This window comes from Pseudomonas sp. GLN_2 (assembly GCF_043106005.1).
GTDB lineage: Bacteria > Pseudomonadota > Gammaproteobacteria > Pseudomonadales > Pseudomonadaceae > Aquipseudomonas > Aquipseudomonas alloputida.
In genome coordinates, this window is record NZ_JBICMC010000103.1 from 70,560 (window position 1) to 85,046 (window position 14,487).

Here is a 14,487-nt window from a genome sequence, read left to right on the forward strand (position 1 = left end):
TCAAGGCTGCACTGGGTTCAAGCGTTGAAGTGCCAAAGCTTGCGGGTTGGCGACGTTCTTCGGCACCCCTTCGAAAAACGCCAGCACATTGTCGAAGGCGTCACCGAAGTACAGCTCGTAGCCGTTCTTCTCCACATACCCCAGGTGGGGCGTGCTGAGTACACGTGGGTGACGCAGCAGTGGATGGGCCGGGTCGAGTAACGGCTCCTCCTCATAAACATCCACCGCCGCGTAGCCCGGCCGCCCGACATCCAATGCCTGCAGTAATGCGCCTGGTGCAATCAGTTCCGCGCGGCTGACGTTCACCAGCAAGGCGTCGGGCTTCATGTGGGACAGGTCGTCGAAGGTCACTCCATGGCGTGTCTGGTCCGAAAGGCGCAGGTTCAGGCTGACAATATCCGCCTCGGCAAAAAACGCCTCACGCGAGGCGGCAGCAGCGTGGCCATGGGCTTTGGCTGCGGCGCGGCTGCTGTCACTGCCCCACACCAGCACGGGCATGTCGAAAGCCTGCGCATAACGCGCCAGGCGCTGGCCGATCTTGCCATAGCCCCAGATGCCCAGCGTCTGCCCGGCCAGCGCCTGGCCCAGGTTGACCTGCCATTGGCCTTGGCGGAAGGCCTCAATGGCCGGCACCAATTGCCGGCGGGCATTGAGGATCAGCGCCCAGGCCAGTTCGGCAGGCGCTACCGGCGATCCGCGCCCCTCGGTCACGGCAATGCCGCGCGCGGTGCAGGCAGCCAGGTCAAGGTGGCTGGACACCTTGCCGGTCTGGCTGATCAGCTTGAGGTTGGGCAGGCGGTCGAGCAAGGCGGCGTCGATGCGTGTGCGTTCGCGGGTGAGTACCAGGGCATCGGCATCGGCAAAACGTGCGGCAAGTTGTTCCAGCGTGGCAGGCGGGAGCTCATGAAGGACGCTGACAGCATGCCCGCTCAGCTTGCCGAAGCAATCGAGCGTACGGATTACATCCTGGTAGTCGTCGGGAATGACAATACGCATGTTGGTCTGACCCGGTCGGTACAGTGAAGTGTCGAAGATAACCTAACGGGCGGTTTCGGTGTCAGATCGGGCTGCAGTCGTCGCACACCATCACCGGCTCATGCGCGCCATCAAGCAGCTTCACGAACTGCCCGCCGATGAACCACGCCGGCCACGCTCTTCAGCACGCACCCTAGCACCACCGCTGTCCCTGCACTGGCAAAGATCATTTCCCGCCCGGCACTCTGTTGCTGCAACGCCACTAACGCCGGCGCTGCCGCCGCGGCCCCCAGTTGCAGCGCACTGACCCAGGGTGTCAACGTGCCGCGTGGGTCATTGGTGGCAATTGCCCCCATGTAGTAGGTTAGCGCCAGCACCCAGCCGAAGTTCATCAGAAACAGTGCCATGCACAGCTGATCGGCATCATGTGTATAGCGTGCCAGCAGGGTGATTGACACAAGCACTACCAGCGAGCCCAGGCCGATCATCGGGCCGCGGCTCACCCGTGCGCCCAGCAGGCTGGGCAGGGCGCCGCCAGGCAAGCCACCCAGTATTCCCAGCCCGAACGCCCAGCCCACATCCACCGCCTCGATGCCACGTTCGCGCGCCAACTGTTCGACAAACCCCCACAACGAATAGATCGCCAACTGCAGGCACAGCATCCCCAGCAGGGCGTAGCGCCCGATAATCGCGGAGCCGCCGCCTGGCTGCGCCAGGCGCACGGGGGTTACACGCTGCAGCCGTACCGGAATGAACAACGCAGCCATAGCGATCAGCACGAACCAGAAACCCAGTGATGCAATCGCCGTGCGGTGACCGAACTGCTCTGCCAGTTGTGGCAGGCAGGTCGCGTACAGGGCAAAGACAGCGGTTTGAATCAGCAGCGACAGGCCGTACGAGCGATCCTGGCCCGGCAGCCGGCCAAGCCCGCTGATCGACCCGGCATACAGCAGGCCCGCAGCGATACCACAGGCAAAACGGCACAGAATCAGGTTCGTCAAAGTGTCCAGCGCAGCGCTGAGGAGGTTCAACATCAGCGCTGCAAAGGCTGCCGCCAGGTACAGCCCACGGCCACTTGGATGACGCCTTGGTATCGATAGCAGCAGGCAGCCGAGCAGTGTTCCGCTCATTTCACTGGAAAGTACCCAGCCCTGTTGGCTAAGGTCCAGATGCAACCGCTCGGCCAGCAGGCCGATGAAGATGGGTTGTACGCCAATGATGATCAAGGCCGTGGCGGCGATGTAGATCAGCGCAGCACGCAGAAGCAGGGTGTTGTTATTGTTGTGCATGGTCGGGTCCGGGGTCAGGCGCGGGGCAGGGTACCTGCGTCGTGGGTGATGCGGCCGTTCATTACGGTCAGCGCTACTTCGGTATTGCCGATCTGGTAGCGGTCCAGTTCGAACAGGTCCTGCTCCAGCACGATGATGTCGGCACGCTTGCCAACGGTGATCGAACCGATTTCCCGTTCCAGGCCCAGTTGGTATGCACCGTTGAGGGTATAGGCGGCGATCAGTTGCGGGATACTCAGGCGCTCGTCGGCATCGGGCATCACAGGGGCATCGGGTTCGCCACTGAGCTGGCGGGTGTGGCCCGATTCGATGTGTTCCACCGGCTTGTGCTGGCATCGGCATTGGCACACCAGGCCGTCCATGCCAATGGACACGGTCACACCTTGGTCGATGAAGCTGCGGAATTTATACATCGACGCCCAGCGTGGGTAGCCATAGGTCTGCTGGATGGCCTCGGCGTAGGCGTCGACCACGCCCCACTGCAACTGGGTGTTGGCCATGACGCCGATACGGCGAAAGCGCGGTATGTCGTCGGGGTGGGTGAGAAAGGCGTGAGTGATGACGTGACGACGGTCGCGGGGCGGATTGCTGGAGAACGTGCGCTCGAACACGTCCAGCGCCATGCGCACGGCGGCATCGCCCACTGCATGCACCATCACGTCGATACCGAGGGCGTCGGCCTTGCGCACATGGCCCTCGAACACTTCCTCGGGCATGGTCGTCGACCCGCAGCTGTGTGGCTTGTCGCAATAGGGCTCGAGCAGGAACGCGGTGTGGTTCAGCTCGGTCCCGTCCAGCATCAGCTTGAGGGTCTGCGCCTTGACCAGCGGCGAGTCGTAGCGTTCGCGCAGGGCCTGCAGCCGCGTGACCGGATCGTCCTCGGTGCCCATGTTGATGTAGCTGCCGACCACCCGCAGTTTCAGGCGCTCCTCACGCTCCAGTTGCTGCAGGGTTTCATACAGCAGCGACTGGTCGCCAGCGGGGTCGAGGAACCCGGCATCGAATACCGTGGTAATCCCGGCCGCCACCAGTTTCTCTTGCCAAAAGGGAATCGAGCGCAGGTACAGGTCGATGCCTGTCGGCAGGTAGCCGGCTTCGCTCAGACGTTGCATCAGCAGCGAATAGGCGGCGCAGTCGATGATCACACCCGTGGGCTCGCCGGTGATCGGGTCCTTTTCGAACCAGCTGGCGCCCTCTTCTACTGGCGGGGTGTTGCGGTCGATGCCGGCAGCGTTCAGGGCGAAGCTGTTGACCCACATGGTGTGATAGTCGGTGGACAGCAGGCACACGGGCTTGTCCGCACAGATGGCATCCAGTACTTCGCGGCGCAACATATGCCCAGGCATCAATGGCTGGATCCAGCCCATGCCGGTAATGGCTTTTTCACAGGGGTTGGCCTCGACGTAGGCCTGGAGCAGGGCCAGCACCTGTAGCGGGTCGGTATGGTTGACCAGCGCCTGAAAGGCAAAGGCGGTAGAGGAAAAATGCCAGTGAGACTCGACGAAGCCCGGCAGCACCAGTTTGCCGCCGGCATCCAGCAGGCGTGTGGCAGGGCCGGCGTATGCCATGACGCTGCCGTGGTCGCCCACGCAAACGATGCGTTCGCCGCAGATGGCCACCGCCTCAGCCCAAGGCCTGTGCGGGTCGACCGTGTAGATGCGGGCATTGTGAATAATGAGGTCTGCGGCGGTGGACATGGCAACTCCCAGGTCAGAATGGAGCATTAGTTTTGAGTTCATTAAAACTTTTAGTCAATAAAATATTTTTACGGCGCAGCTTTGCGTTATGCTGTGCGCCGACGTGTACGATTCGAAAAAGGTGTGAATGTGAGCGGACTGCGCGAGCAGCAGAAGGCGATGCGTCGTGAAACCATCAGCCGAACGGCGCTAGGCCTGTTTGAAACGCAGGGTTACCAGACCACCACCATGGAGCAGATCGCGCGCTTGGCCGCAGTGTCGGTGCCCACGGTGTTTGCTTATTTCGGCAGCAAGCAGGAAATTTTGCTGGAGAAGCTCCGCGAGGCCGACCACCGGGCGGTGACCGAAGCCCGGCGGCGCCTGCCGGAATTCGACGATGCGCTGGAGGCCCTGTGCTGCTACGAAGCGCACTTGACCGATTACGCATTCGAGGTGCTGCCTGCACCGCTCTGGCGCGAGATATTGCCGCCGTTGCTGCCGTTGCTGGGGGCTGAGCAGCAGGGCGTGCCGGATGCCTACAGGCGCGTCAACGACGCGTTGGTCAAGGAATTGAAATGCCTGCTACAGGACTTGTGCGACAGCGGCAGGCTGGCGGCTGGGCTGGACGTGGGCTATGCGGCGTTCCTGATCAACGATTACGGGCACCTTCAGTTGCTGCGCCTTTGCAGCCGCGAGCCGCTGGACATAACGGCACACCGGGCGGATGTGCGGCGGTTCATGGGCTTTATCCTGGCCGGCATGCAAGCGCGAAGAGACTGATCAGCGCGCGCGTGGGCGGCCCTGTCGCGACATGAGGCCGGCCCTACAGGCCGTCAGATAGCTGTTCCACCAGAAAATCCACAAACACCCGCACCCGCGCCGGCATCGCCGGGCCGCCGACGAACACCGCATGAATCGGTTCCCGATCACCGGGGTTGTAAGCCTCCAGCAACGGCACCAGTTGCCCGTTGGCCAGGTCATCGGCCACGGTAAAGGTGCCGATACGCGCCACGCCGGCGCCCAGCCTGGCCAACTGCGCCAGCGCCTCGCCGCTGCTGCATTCGATATTCCCTTTAACCTTCAGTGAGAACGTATGCCCGTCGCGGTGAAACGGCCAATCGGGCATCGCGCGGCGGAAGTTGAAGCGCAGGCAGTTGTGCCGGGCCAGGTCTTCAGGTGCAAGCGGGGTACCGTGGCGTTGCAGGTAATCGGGCGAGGCCACCACTACCTGGCCGGTCTCGCCAATGGCGCGAGCGCTCAACGAGCTGTCCGGCAGGTGACCGAAGCGCAGCGCCACGTCGGCCTGGCCGCCGAGAATGTCAGCCACCTCGTCGCTGAGGGTCAGGTCAACCAGCACTTGCGGGTAGCGTGCGCTGAAGGCCGCCAGCAGCGGCACTACGGTCAACCGGGCATGGCCCAGCGCAGCGCTGACCCGCAAGCGCCCGCGTGGCACGCCTTGGTCAGTGATGGCTTCTTCCACTTCCAGCATGTCCGCCAGCACCCGCCGTGCGCCGCGCAGGTAGGCCTCTCCCTCGGGGGTGAGGGTGAGCGCCCGGGTCGTGCGCAGCAGCAGGCGGGTACCCAGGCGCTGTTCCGTGCGGGCGAGAATACGGCTGACCGCCGAGGGTGTCAGGCCCAGCGCCCGGGCGGCGGCAGACAGGCTGCCCGCTTGCGCCACCTTGGCAAAAATCTCCATCTCTCCGGATCTGCCACTGAAGTCCATTTGTGCCTCTCAAGCAAAGGTGGTTCGCAAAAATGCAGTCTAGTGCGCGTTTGGAACGGATCGTAGCATTTGCGGCATAGATAAGGAGCTTGCCATGCGTATCAATCCACCGCTTATCGCACTCGCCATCGGTGCCTTCGGCATCGGCGTTACAGAGTTCGCCCCCATGGGCATGTTGCCCGGTATCGCTACCGACCTTGGCGTTTCCATCCCTGCTGCCGGGCTGCTGGTCAGTGCCTATGCCATCGGCGTGCTGATCGGCGCGCCGCTGATGACCCTGGCCACGGTGAAGATCCCGCGCCGTTACCTGTTGATCGGGCTGATGGCCATTTTCACCTTGGGCAACCTGATGGCGGCCCTGGCCAGCGACTACGCCAGCCTGCTGGTGGCCCGCGTGGTCACTTCACTCAACCACGGCGCCTTCTTTGGCATCGGCTCGATCGTCGCGGCCAGTGTGGTGCCGCCGGCGAAGCGCGCCGGGGCCGTGGCTGCAATGTTCATGGGGTTGACCCTGGCCACCATCGGCGGCGTGCCGTTGGCGACCTGGTTGGGTGAAATGCTGGGTTGGCGCACGGCGTTCTGGGGGATTGCCGGGCTTGGCCTGGTGGCGATGACCACGCTCTGGTACGCACTGCCCAATGTTGCGTCGCCCAAGGGCGAGGGTGCCCTGGCCGAGATCCGTGTGCTGGGCCGCAGGCCGGTACTGGCGGCCTTGTTGCTGACCGTGGTGGGTTCCAGCGCCATGTTCACGGTGTTCACCTACATTGCGCCGATCCTGCAGCATGAAGCGGCGGCGTCCACCCCTTTCGTGACGGCCATGCTGGTGCTGTTCGGTGTCGGCCTGACCTTGGGCAACGTGTGGGGCGGCAAGGCGGCGGACCGCTCGATCGATCGCACCCTGATCCTGTCACTGGCTGGGCTGATTGCCGTGCTGCTGGTGTTTCCGCTGGTACTGGACTGGCCGCTGACGACTGCCCTGGCGATCCTGGTTTGGGGGGCGGCCAGCTTTGCCCTGGTGCCGCCGCTGCAAATGCGGGTCATGGAAGCGGCCAAGGATGCGCCCAACCTGGCCTCGGCGGTGAACATTGGCGCGTTCAACCTGGGCAATGCGATCGGTGCGGCGCTGGGCGGCGCGGTGATCAACGCGGGGCTGGGCTACCCGGCGATTTCCCTGGCGGGGGCTGCGATGGCCGCGTTGGGGCTGGTGCTGGTGCTGCTGCTTGCCTGGCGTGGGCGAGGGGTGGTAGCCGGGCGGCAGGTTGCGCTGTAACAGGCCAGAACCTTGGGGCGCTTTGCGCCCCTCGATACACGTCCTTGCGGGTACTACGGGGTACCGTTTCGGCCATGCAGGTGATAGGCAGGGCGCTCGCTCAGGCGCTCGTAATAATCGCGCACCGCGGGCAGGTGCGGGTGCTCGAACGGCGTTTCGAACCAGCGGTTGACCGACAGGCCGATAGGGATGTCGGCCAGGGTGAACTGGCTGCCGGCCACATAGGCACCGGTGCTGGCCAGCTGGCGGTCGAGGATGCGCATGTACCGTGACCACTCGGCACAACCGGCAGCCAGTGCTTGCGGGTCCTGGTGAGCGGGAGAATGCCTGACCAGCGACATGAACGCGTAGCTCCAGGAGCGGTTAAGGTCCGAGGCCTGCCAGTCGATCCACTGGTCGATCCTCGCCCGCGCCTGGGCTTCGCCGGGATAGAACGCGGTGGCGCCGTAGCGGCTGGCCAGGTAACGGATGATGCTATTGGATTCCCACAAGGTGAAGTCGCCGTCCTGGATTACCGGAATCATGGCGTTGGGGTTCAGCGCGAGGAACTCGGTGCTGTCAGTGGCCTTGAAGCCAGAACCCCAGTCTTCGCGCTCGAACGCGATCTCGAATTCGGCGCAGGCCCACAGGACTTTTCGCACATTGATGGAAGAGGCTCTTCCCAGTATCCGCAGCATGGTGTTCGTCCTTGTGTGGGGGAGGTTGATCGTCCGCCACTGCCGGGGGCGGGTCAAGTGGGCTGAGCGGTGGCTCGGCGCTCCCTGTGCAGGGTTCTTGTAGTCCATTTCCTAAAGTGACCCTTTCCACCCCTTTGTCATTGTAATGGGGCAGGCAGCGGCCTAGCCTCGGCAAGCGCCTAATCTTGAGGAATGGACATGGACAGCGAAACGCCGAAAAACAGCAGCAAGCCCTATGTCGTGCAAGCCGCGAGCCGCTTTGGCAACAGCGATGCCGAACTGGTGCAAATGAAACCGCAACTGCCAATACGCACCGCACTGATGGAAGCTTCGGGCATCATGGGCTGCATCACTGAGATCACCCGCAGGGCGATCGACAGGCCTGACGACCGCCAGGTGATGATGAAGGCCACGTACTACCTGGCGGGGATGGCCAAGTCACTGATCGACGGCCAGCTGCTGCAGATACGTCAGGCGCGCGAAGGCGGGGGCGAAGCCTAGCCAGGCTTGCCTGGGGGGCGCGAACTTGGCACCCTTGGGCGGTTTAATCGTCTGTAACACGACAGAAGGAAGCATGCATTGAGCTGGGACAAGGTGGGGAAGCTTCTCGTCGCCGTGCTGATCGGCCTGATGGTCCTGTTGGCCGCCTACGCGTTGCTCAGGGGCAATCCGCGCCTTGAGGCGTCACTGACCTATGCCTACCTCACTTACCCCAGCCAGTTCAGCGAGCGGATCAGCAAGGCCAGCGAACAGCTCAAGTACGAGCAGTTGCAGGGGCAGATCAACGGTATCGTTCAAGGCCAGCTGGGCCATGATCAGGTCGAGCGGCTCATCGAAATGGCGCAGGCCCCTTATGCCCAGCTGTTCGCCAAGCCTTTCGAGGCCGGGCTGGTCGACCACCGTACCGGCCTGCTGATCGAACTGCACAACAGTGGTGATGCGCAGGTCCGGCAGGTGAAAATCCGCCTGCCAGCCAAGGGCCTGGTGCAGGTGCGCGATGCTGCCGGCAACGACACGCTGCTGGAAACCGCCATTGCCCAGGTTGATATCCCGGCCATCGAGCCGGGTGGCACCTGCAAGGTGTGGGTGTATTTCGATGCCGACTACTCGCAGATCCGCCATGGTGGGGTCAGTATCAGCCATGCCGATGGTCAGGCCAATGTGCAGGTGTACCGCGAGGTCATCGGTTTTCCGGCCATGGTTGCCCGTTACAGCCGTGAGCTGATGATGCTGCTTGGCATACTGGCGGCCAGCGTACTGGGCTTGGCCTATGCCTGCCTGGCACGTCGTGGCCCGCGGTAAAACAGCGTGCAGAAAGATGCGTGCATGTGTTCTGCGATCAAGAGTCATTTGCTGAAAACGCAACACGCCCCCGCAGACGACCCTCTATAGTGCTCGGCATGACGAACCGCCTGCCGAGCCTGCCTGATGATCCCTTCTCTGGACGCCATTTTTTCTCGCCTGCGCCTGCGCCAGTTGCGTTTGCTGATCGAGCTGGACCGCTGTGGCTCGCTGCACAAGGCAGCTGAAGCCATGGCCATTTCCCAGCCCGGTGCCACCAAGGCCCTGCGCGAGGTCGAGGAGGTGCTGGGCGTACCGTTGTTCCAGCGAATGCCCAGCGGCCTGGTTGCCAACGACGTGGGCCGCTGCGTGGTGCGCTACGCGCGGCTGATCCACAGTGACCTGGGGCATCTGCGCGAAGAGGTGTTGGGCATCGTCCAAGGCCAGGGCGGGCGGCTGGCGGTGGGCAGTATCATGGGGGCTATGCCCACACTGGTCAGCGCCCTCGGGCGCTTGCGCCGCAAACAGCCGCAACTGGCAGTGGAAATCGCCGAGAATACCAGCGCCAACCTGCTCGTCCAGCTGGACGAAGGGCGCCTGGACTTGGCTATCTGCCGGCCAGGGCTGGGCCGCAACGCGGCGGAATATGGCTTCGTCGAACTGGCCCAGGAGCCGCTGGCGGTGGTCGCGCATCCGCAGCATCCGCTGGCCGGGGCGACGGCACTCAAGATCAGCGACCTGAGCCATTATCGCTGGGTGGTTTATCCGGCCAACATGCCCATGCGCCAAGCGCTGGAACGCGAGTTGAGCGAGGCGGAGGTGGAGGTGTCACGGTACCCACTGGAGACCTTTTCCACCTTCGCCACCTTCATGCTGCTTGAAGACGACCCGACGTTGGTGTCGGTCATTCCCCGTGCAGTGGCGGCCTTTGCTGAACAGCGCGGGTTGCTGGTGTCGCTGGCGGTGCAGCTACGGGCGTTGAGCGAGCCGTTCGGCATCGTGCACCGGTTGGCGGCGCCGTTATCGCCTGCGGCACGATTGTTGGTGGAGGAACTGACGGCGGGTGAAGTGTGACGCTACCCCTCTGTTTCCAGCCTGTTGTCGAAGCGCTGGCAGGGATAAGCGAGGGTTATCGGAGGATCAGTTCTTTTCATTACCGGTGGCCCTGTCCTGTGCTCTAGATTGCCCCGGCAGTGCCTGTCAGTCACCCTGTAACCCTGATTGCATCAAGGAGCAAACCAATGGATCTAGGCATCACCGGCCGCTGGGCCATCGTCTGCGCGGCCAGCCAAGGCCTTGGTAAAGGCTGCGCCGAAGCGCTGGGCAAAGAAGGCGTGAACCTGGTCATCAATGCCCGTACCCAGGCCACCCTGGAGCAGACCGCCAGCGAGTTGCGCAGGGCCTGCCCGGGCATCGAGGTCCATACCGTGGCAGGTGATGTGGCCGATCCCAAGGTGCGCCAGGCGCTGTTGGCGGCCTGCCCGCAGGTCGACATTCTGGTCAACAACGCCGGTGGCCCGCCACCAGGGGACTTCCGTGATTGGGGGCGTGATGACTGGCTTAAGGCGCTGGATGCCAACATGCTCACGCCCATCGAGCTGATCAAGGCGGTGGTCGATGGCATGGCCGAGCGGGGTTTTGGCCGGGTGGTGAACATCACCTCCGGCGCGGTGAAGGCACCGATCGACATGCTGGGTTTATCCAACGGTGCCCGCAGTGGCCTGACCGGATTCATTGCCGGCCTGGCCCGGCAGCAGCGCCTGGCGGGCCGCAATGTGACACTCAACAACCTGTTGCCTGGGGCGTTCGACACGGCGCGCCTGCAAAAGACCTTGAAGGCTGCGGGTGGTGATGTGGAAGTCATTGCCCAGGCGCGGCGCAAGGCCATTCCGGCATCGCGTTTTGGCGAAGCCGCGGAGTTTGGCGCGTATTGCGCATTTCTGTGCAGTGCGCATGCCGGGTACATCACCGGGCAGAACCTGCTGATCGATGGCGGGGCGTATCCGGGAACCTACTGACGCCGTTGGCGCTATTGCTTGCAGCCGCCTTCGCCCTCATGCAGCGCCAGGCTCTGGCGCAATTGTTCAATCATGGCCGCACGTAGCGCCTGCGGCGCCTGGATGCGGATCGAACCCGCCTGGGACAGCAGCCAGCCCATCAGCGCGCGGTTGTCGTCGACGGTGGCCACCAGCGCGGCGCCGCCGCCAGCCTGCGGCGTCAGTTGCATATCGACGGACAGGGGTGACTGTTCCAGGCGGCGGGCCAGCGCGTCATCGACCCAGGCATACAGTACAACGTGTGTCGGGGGGGTAAGTGCGTCGGGTTGCAGCTGCTGCGCTTCGCCGAGGCTCAAGCCCGGTTGCCAGTACCAGCCATAAGGCATGCCTTTACTGTTGCACTGCAGCGGGAACAGTGCGGCGAGCTCGACCAGGTCGCGCTCGACGGTGCGTTTGCTGGTGATATGGCCCACGGTTGTCAGGGCAGCCTGCAACTGGGTGGAGCTCATGCCTGGGTGGCGGCCGGGCAGCAATTTGAGCAGTTGCCACTGGCGGGCGATGGTGTGGCGGGTCGGGTGGCTGGGCAAAGGGCTCATCCTTGAAGACAGGCACCAAGCCTGCCTGGGTAGTGGCGTTTAGCTATTTTCCAGCATACCTTTTCCCCGAATGGGATCCAAGTTCTCGCACGCGCCCTTGGCTCGAGGCGTGGACGAGGCCTTTGTGGGAGATCGCCCAGCCCCTTTGACTGCGCCGTCGCGCAGAGAACTCAGCGTGCAAGCGGTCCGCGTACCCTGACAAAAAGGGCCGCCTTGCAGGTGTATTACGTGCGACTCCGAATGCTTGAGGCGTGTTCAACCATAGGTTGAAACCTGACAGGGGTGTAATTGAAGCCTTTGGTTTTATAGATGTTTTTTCGCAAGATTTTGATTTTTGTGTATTGCTTGTCTTGTTGTGGCTTGGGTACCGTGCTGACGGTTCCGCTATACGCTTTTACGATCGTTCGGGTTATATTTGAAAAACGTTGGCCAAACGACAGTTGCCCGTTTGGTCCAGGTTCTCCAGAGTGACAAGCGATAATGTGTATTTTTTCGTAGCGCTCAAAGCTGATTTTTTGGGTGGATAGGTGTTCGTAAAGTGCATCTGCATCCATTCCGGCGACCTTGGAATTTTCTCCGTGTGCATAGATATTGAGCGTTTTCATTTGCCAGAATCGTTTTCTGGATGTAAATACCCCCAAATTGTTCTCCCTCAGCAGAACCTTGCCTCGCATATGCCCCGTCGGATCAGAGGCATTTACAGGGTCCCCCCCCAGGTAAGCGTAGCAGTTGATACCACCAGCTCCGAATGGGCTCGCTGAATCAGGGTTTGCGAATCTCATCAGCATTGGGTTGTAGCCGCGATAGCCGTTACCTAATAAGTAATATGAGGTAGCAGGGTCGCAGTACTCTCCCTTGAACCCCGCAAGCATGCCGCCAGCCGCCTGAAAATATCCCCATGGACTGAAAACTACCGGTGCCGTGCTTTTGATGGTCAATAGCATCAAGGTCGAGCCTTTCACGTCACACGCTAGAAATGCTGTACGTTCGTGGCCCGATTGTTTATGTACAAAGAATAAAGCGTGAACGTTAGCTCGCAGAATCGAAGATGCACCGTTGTCTTGCAGGGTGGTGGTGATCTCATCATTGTTATATAGATATAACATTTAAGGGCTCCATTCCTTTGTTGTCTGGTTGATGATGGAGTCATTTATCTGATTCGAGCGTCATGTGCTACTGGTAAAAAAGCCAGGTGTTATTTCACCTTGCCATTGCACCCCGCGAGGCGCCGCCCCGGGGGTGCATGGCTGGAAATGATGAGGTGCGGCGGGGAACCTTCGATATGAAAGGGAACAAACAAAGCGGCCAGCGGCGCCCTCACAGGAAGGTGTGGCCCGAAACAGATGTTGAGCGCCTTTACATCCCACTCCGTCGCACATGCTTCACCAACACCTTCTCCAACAACTCCCACATCGCCGGGTCCGTACTGAACGCCACGTTGAAGCGCATCCAGCCGGTCGCCTTGGCGTCGACCATGAACAACTGCCCAGGCCCAAGCATGATGCCTTTCTCCAGCGCATCGTCCAGCAACGCTGCACTGTCGGGAATCGCCGGGTGGCGGGTCCAGATGTACATGCCTTCGTCCGATTCGGTGAACAGTTCGAAGCCCAATCGATGCAGATGCCGCCCAACTTCCTGATGCGCCTCGGCCAGGCGCTGGCGCAGGCGCTTGAGGTGCTTGCGCCAGCGCCCGTCGATGATCGCCGCATACACCACGCGCTCCATCACCTGCGAAGTGGTCAGGCCTGAGCGCATTTTCAGGTGCAGCAGTTTTTGCATCAGCTCGGGGCTGGCCAGCATGTAGCCGACCCGCACGTTGGGCGAAATGCTCTTGGAATAGCTGCCCACGTACACCACCTGCTGCAGATGGTCGAGGCTGGCCAGGCATGGCTGCGGCTCGGCGACCATGTCGGCGTACAGGTTGTTCTCCACCAGGCGGAAACCATGCTGGCTGGCAAGCTGCAGCAGGCGGTGCAACTGCGGCAGCGGGGTGCGCGAGCACGTCGGGCTGTGCAGGTGCGGCTGGGTGAAGAACGCCGTCGGGCGGTGGTGGGTGAGCAATTGCTCCAGCTGGTTCAGGTCGTAGCCGGCCGGTGTACGTGGCACACCTACCAGGGTTGCGCCTTGGGTGCGCAGGATGCTCATGAGGTTCGGGTAGCCGGGGTCGTCCACCAGCACCACATCGCCCGGGCGCACCAGTGTGCGTGCGGCCAGGTCCAGGGCCTGGCTGGCGCCGTGGGTGAGCATCAGCTGTGCCGGGTTGGCGACGATCGACAGCTCTTGTTGCAGGTTCTGTGCGGTCAGTGCACGCAGCTCCATCAGGCCCATGGGGTCGCCGTACCCCGACAACTCCAGCGGGCTGCCGGCCACCTGGCGCAGGCCGCGGCGCAGGCCGTCCTCGTACATCCAGTCGTTGGGCAGCCAGCCGCACCCCGGTTTGTACGGCAACTGGCGGATTTCGAAAATCTGCTGCAGGTACCACTCGGAGTTGAACGTTGGTCGACTGGTGTCGGCCTCGGTGTTGTGCTGCTCCAGCAGTTCGCCCGCCGCACGGTTGACGAAAAACCCCGCATTGCCACGGCTCACCAGCAGCCCCTGGGCGACCAGGCGGTCGTAGGCCTCGACCACGGTGAAGGTACTCACCGAATAGCTGGCGGCAAAGGCGCGGATCGACGGGACCTTGGCGCCTGGCTTGAGGGTTTGGTTGTCGATCAGCTCGCGCAGCCCATCGATGATCTGGTTGACCAGCGGGGTAGAGGAGTCTGGATGTATTTCGAACATTCGGGGCCTTCAGGGTGCGTATCGCCTGGCGTCTGCAGGGTGTACTGCATGGGCGACCTATACAGTGCAGTGCGAGATTCATGCCACTGTGCATGGCTCTCTGCGTTGGACATTTTTACATTAGGTGTCGGATATCGCCACATAAAGCATGTTCAGTTCGCCTCAGGCAGTCGCCCTGGGGCGCGTCAGCAGGCCGCCATGGAAGGCCTGCGTGTGTAAGTT

General features: G+C 62.3%; 14 protein-coding genes. 6 read left to right on the plus strand and 8 right to left on the minus strand.

Annotation, left to right across the window (positions count from 1 at the left end):
- From ACF8Q6_RS25325 to ACF8Q6_RS25335, 3 genes are all read right to left on the minus strand, one after another.
- Positions 1 to 996 carry a D-2-hydroxyacid dehydrogenase family protein gene (locus ACF8Q6_RS25325; RefSeq protein ID WP_392490644.1) on the minus strand — a complete coding sequence of 332 codons (996 nt, stop codon included), beginning with the start codon at positions 994 to 996 and terminating at the stop codon, positions 1 to 3.
- A gap of 110 nt (positions 997 to 1,106) precedes the next feature.
- Entirely contained in the window at positions 1,107 to 2,264 is a 1,158-nt protein-coding gene (locus tag ACF8Q6_RS25330) for a YbfB/YjiJ family MFS transporter (RefSeq protein WP_190869130.1), read from the minus strand.
- A gap of 14 nt (positions 2,265 to 2,278) precedes the next feature.
- A complete protein-coding gene (locus tag ACF8Q6_RS25335) occupies positions 2,279 to 3,961 on the minus strand; it encodes an amidohydrolase (RefSeq protein ID WP_190869131.1) in 1,683 nt (560 codons plus the stop codon).
- Between the two features lie 129 nt (positions 3,962 to 4,090).
- Here ACF8Q6_RS25335 and ACF8Q6_RS25340 point away from each other — a divergent pair, with 129 nt between their 5' ends.
- Positions 4,091 to 4,720: a TetR/AcrR family transcriptional regulator gene (locus tag ACF8Q6_RS25340; protein ID WP_392490645.1), complete on the plus strand. Its 630-nt coding sequence runs from the start codon at positions 4,091 to 4,093 to the stop codon at positions 4,718 to 4,720.
- A gap of 43 nt (positions 4,721 to 4,763) precedes the next feature.
- Here the strand turns inward: ACF8Q6_RS25340 and ACF8Q6_RS25345 are convergent, their stop codons facing one another.
- Complete coding sequence (locus ACF8Q6_RS25345) at positions 4,764 to 5,663, minus strand: LysR substrate-binding domain-containing protein (protein ID WP_121783687.1); 900 nt, start codon at positions 5,661 to 5,663, stop codon at positions 4,764 to 4,766.
- Positions 5,664 to 5,757: 94 nt separating this feature from the next.
- On the opposite strand from ACF8Q6_RS25345, the gene ACF8Q6_RS25350 reads away from it, so the two are divergent.
- Positions 5,758 to 6,933 (plus strand): MFS transporter, encoded by a 1,176-nt coding sequence (locus tag ACF8Q6_RS25350; RefSeq protein ID WP_392490646.1) that lies wholly within the window; start codon positions 5,758 to 5,760, stop codon positions 6,931 to 6,933.
- 53 nt (positions 6,934 to 6,986) lie between these two features.
- On the opposite strand, the gene ACF8Q6_RS25355 is transcribed toward ACF8Q6_RS25350, so the two are convergent.
- Positions 6,987 to 7,610 (minus strand): glutathione S-transferase family protein, encoded by a 624-nt coding sequence (locus tag ACF8Q6_RS25355; protein WP_010953466.1) that lies wholly within the window; start codon positions 7,608 to 7,610, stop codon positions 6,987 to 6,989.
- A 198-nt stretch (positions 7,611 to 7,808) separates the two neighbouring features.
- On the opposite strand from ACF8Q6_RS25355, the gene ACF8Q6_RS25360 reads away from it, so the two are divergent.
- The 4 genes from ACF8Q6_RS25360 (at position 7,809) to ACF8Q6_RS25375 (ending at position 10,909) form a co-directional block, all read left to right on the plus strand.
- On the plus strand, positions 7,809 to 8,111 hold the full coding sequence (locus ACF8Q6_RS25360) for a DUF3077 domain-containing protein (RefSeq protein ID WP_161773940.1): 303 nt from the start codon (positions 7,809 to 7,811) through the stop codon (positions 8,109 to 8,111).
- A 78-nt stretch (positions 8,112 to 8,189) separates the two neighbouring features.
- Positions 8,190 to 8,912, plus strand: a complete 723-nt coding sequence (locus ACF8Q6_RS25365; RefSeq protein ID WP_392490647.1) for a hypothetical protein — start codon at positions 8,190 to 8,192, stop codon at positions 8,910 to 8,912.
- A gap of 126 nt (positions 8,913 to 9,038) precedes the next feature.
- The gene (locus ACF8Q6_RS25370; RefSeq protein ID WP_392490648.1) at positions 9,039 to 9,965 is read left to right on the plus strand and encodes a LysR family transcriptional regulator; all 927 of its coding nucleotides are present in this window, start codon (positions 9,039 to 9,041) and stop codon (positions 9,963 to 9,965) included.
- A gap of 167 nt (positions 9,966 to 10,132) precedes the next feature.
- A complete protein-coding gene (locus tag ACF8Q6_RS25375; RefSeq protein ID WP_392490649.1) occupies positions 10,133 to 10,909 on the plus strand; it encodes an SDR family oxidoreductase in 777 nt (258 codons plus the stop codon).
- Between the two features lie 11 nt (positions 10,910 to 10,920).
- On the opposite strand, the gene ACF8Q6_RS25380 is transcribed toward ACF8Q6_RS25375, so the two are convergent.
- The 3 genes from ACF8Q6_RS25380 to ACF8Q6_RS25390 form a co-directional block, all read right to left on the minus strand.
- Entirely contained in the window at positions 10,921 to 11,475 is a 555-nt protein-coding gene (locus tag ACF8Q6_RS25380) for a WYL domain-containing protein (RefSeq protein WP_392490650.1), read from the minus strand.
- Between the two features lie 233 nt (positions 11,476 to 11,708).
- Positions 11,709 to 12,590 carry an RHS repeat-associated core domain-containing protein gene (locus ACF8Q6_RS25385; protein WP_392490651.1) on the minus strand — a complete coding sequence of 294 codons (882 nt, stop codon included), beginning with the start codon at positions 12,588 to 12,590 and terminating at the stop codon, positions 11,709 to 11,711.
- Positions 12,591 to 12,840: 250 nt separating this feature from the next.
- Positions 12,841 to 14,265, minus strand: a complete 1,425-nt coding sequence (locus ACF8Q6_RS25390; RefSeq protein WP_392490652.1) for a PLP-dependent aminotransferase family protein — start codon at positions 14,263 to 14,265, stop codon at positions 12,841 to 12,843.
- Positions 14,266 to 14,487 lie beyond the last annotated feature (222 nt).

Coding starts and splice junctions, on each gene's coding strand:
- ACF8Q6_RS25325 (WP_392490644.1), bottom strand. CDS start 996: ATGCGTATTGTCATTCCCGACGACTACCAGGATGTAATCCGTACGCTC.
- ACF8Q6_RS25330 (WP_190869130.1), bottom strand. CDS start 2,264: ATGCACAACAATAACAACACCCTGCTTCTGCGTGCTGCGCTGATCTAC.
- ACF8Q6_RS25335 (WP_190869131.1), bottom strand. CDS start 3,961: ATGTCCACCGCCGCAGACCTCATTATTCACAATGCCCGCATCTACACG.
- ACF8Q6_RS25345 (WP_121783687.1), bottom strand. CDS start 5,663: ATGGACTTCAGTGGCAGATCCGGAGAGATGGAGATTTTTGCCAAGGTG.
- ACF8Q6_RS25350 (WP_392490646.1), top strand. CDS start 5,758: ATGCGTATCAATCCACCGCTTATCGCACTCGCCATCGGTGCCTTCGGC.
- ACF8Q6_RS25355 (WP_010953466.1), bottom strand. CDS start 7,610: ATGCTGCGGATACTGGGAAGAGCCTCTTCCATCAATGTGCGAAAAGTC.
- ACF8Q6_RS25360 (WP_161773940.1), top strand. CDS start 7,809: ATGGACAGCGAAACGCCGAAAAACAGCAGCAAGCCCTATGTCGTGCAA.
- ACF8Q6_RS25370 (WP_392490648.1), top strand. CDS start 9,039: ATGATCCCTTCTCTGGACGCCATTTTTTCTCGCCTGCGCCTGCGCCAG.
- ACF8Q6_RS25375 (WP_392490649.1), top strand. CDS start 10,133: ATGGATCTAGGCATCACCGGCCGCTGGGCCATCGTCTGCGCGGCCAGC.
- ACF8Q6_RS25385 (WP_392490651.1), bottom strand. CDS start 12,590: ATGTTATATCTATATAACAATGATGAGATCACCACCACCCTGCAAGAC.
- ACF8Q6_RS25390 (WP_392490652.1), bottom strand. CDS start 14,265: ATGTTCGAAATACATCCAGACTCCTCTACCCCGCTGGTCAACCAGATC.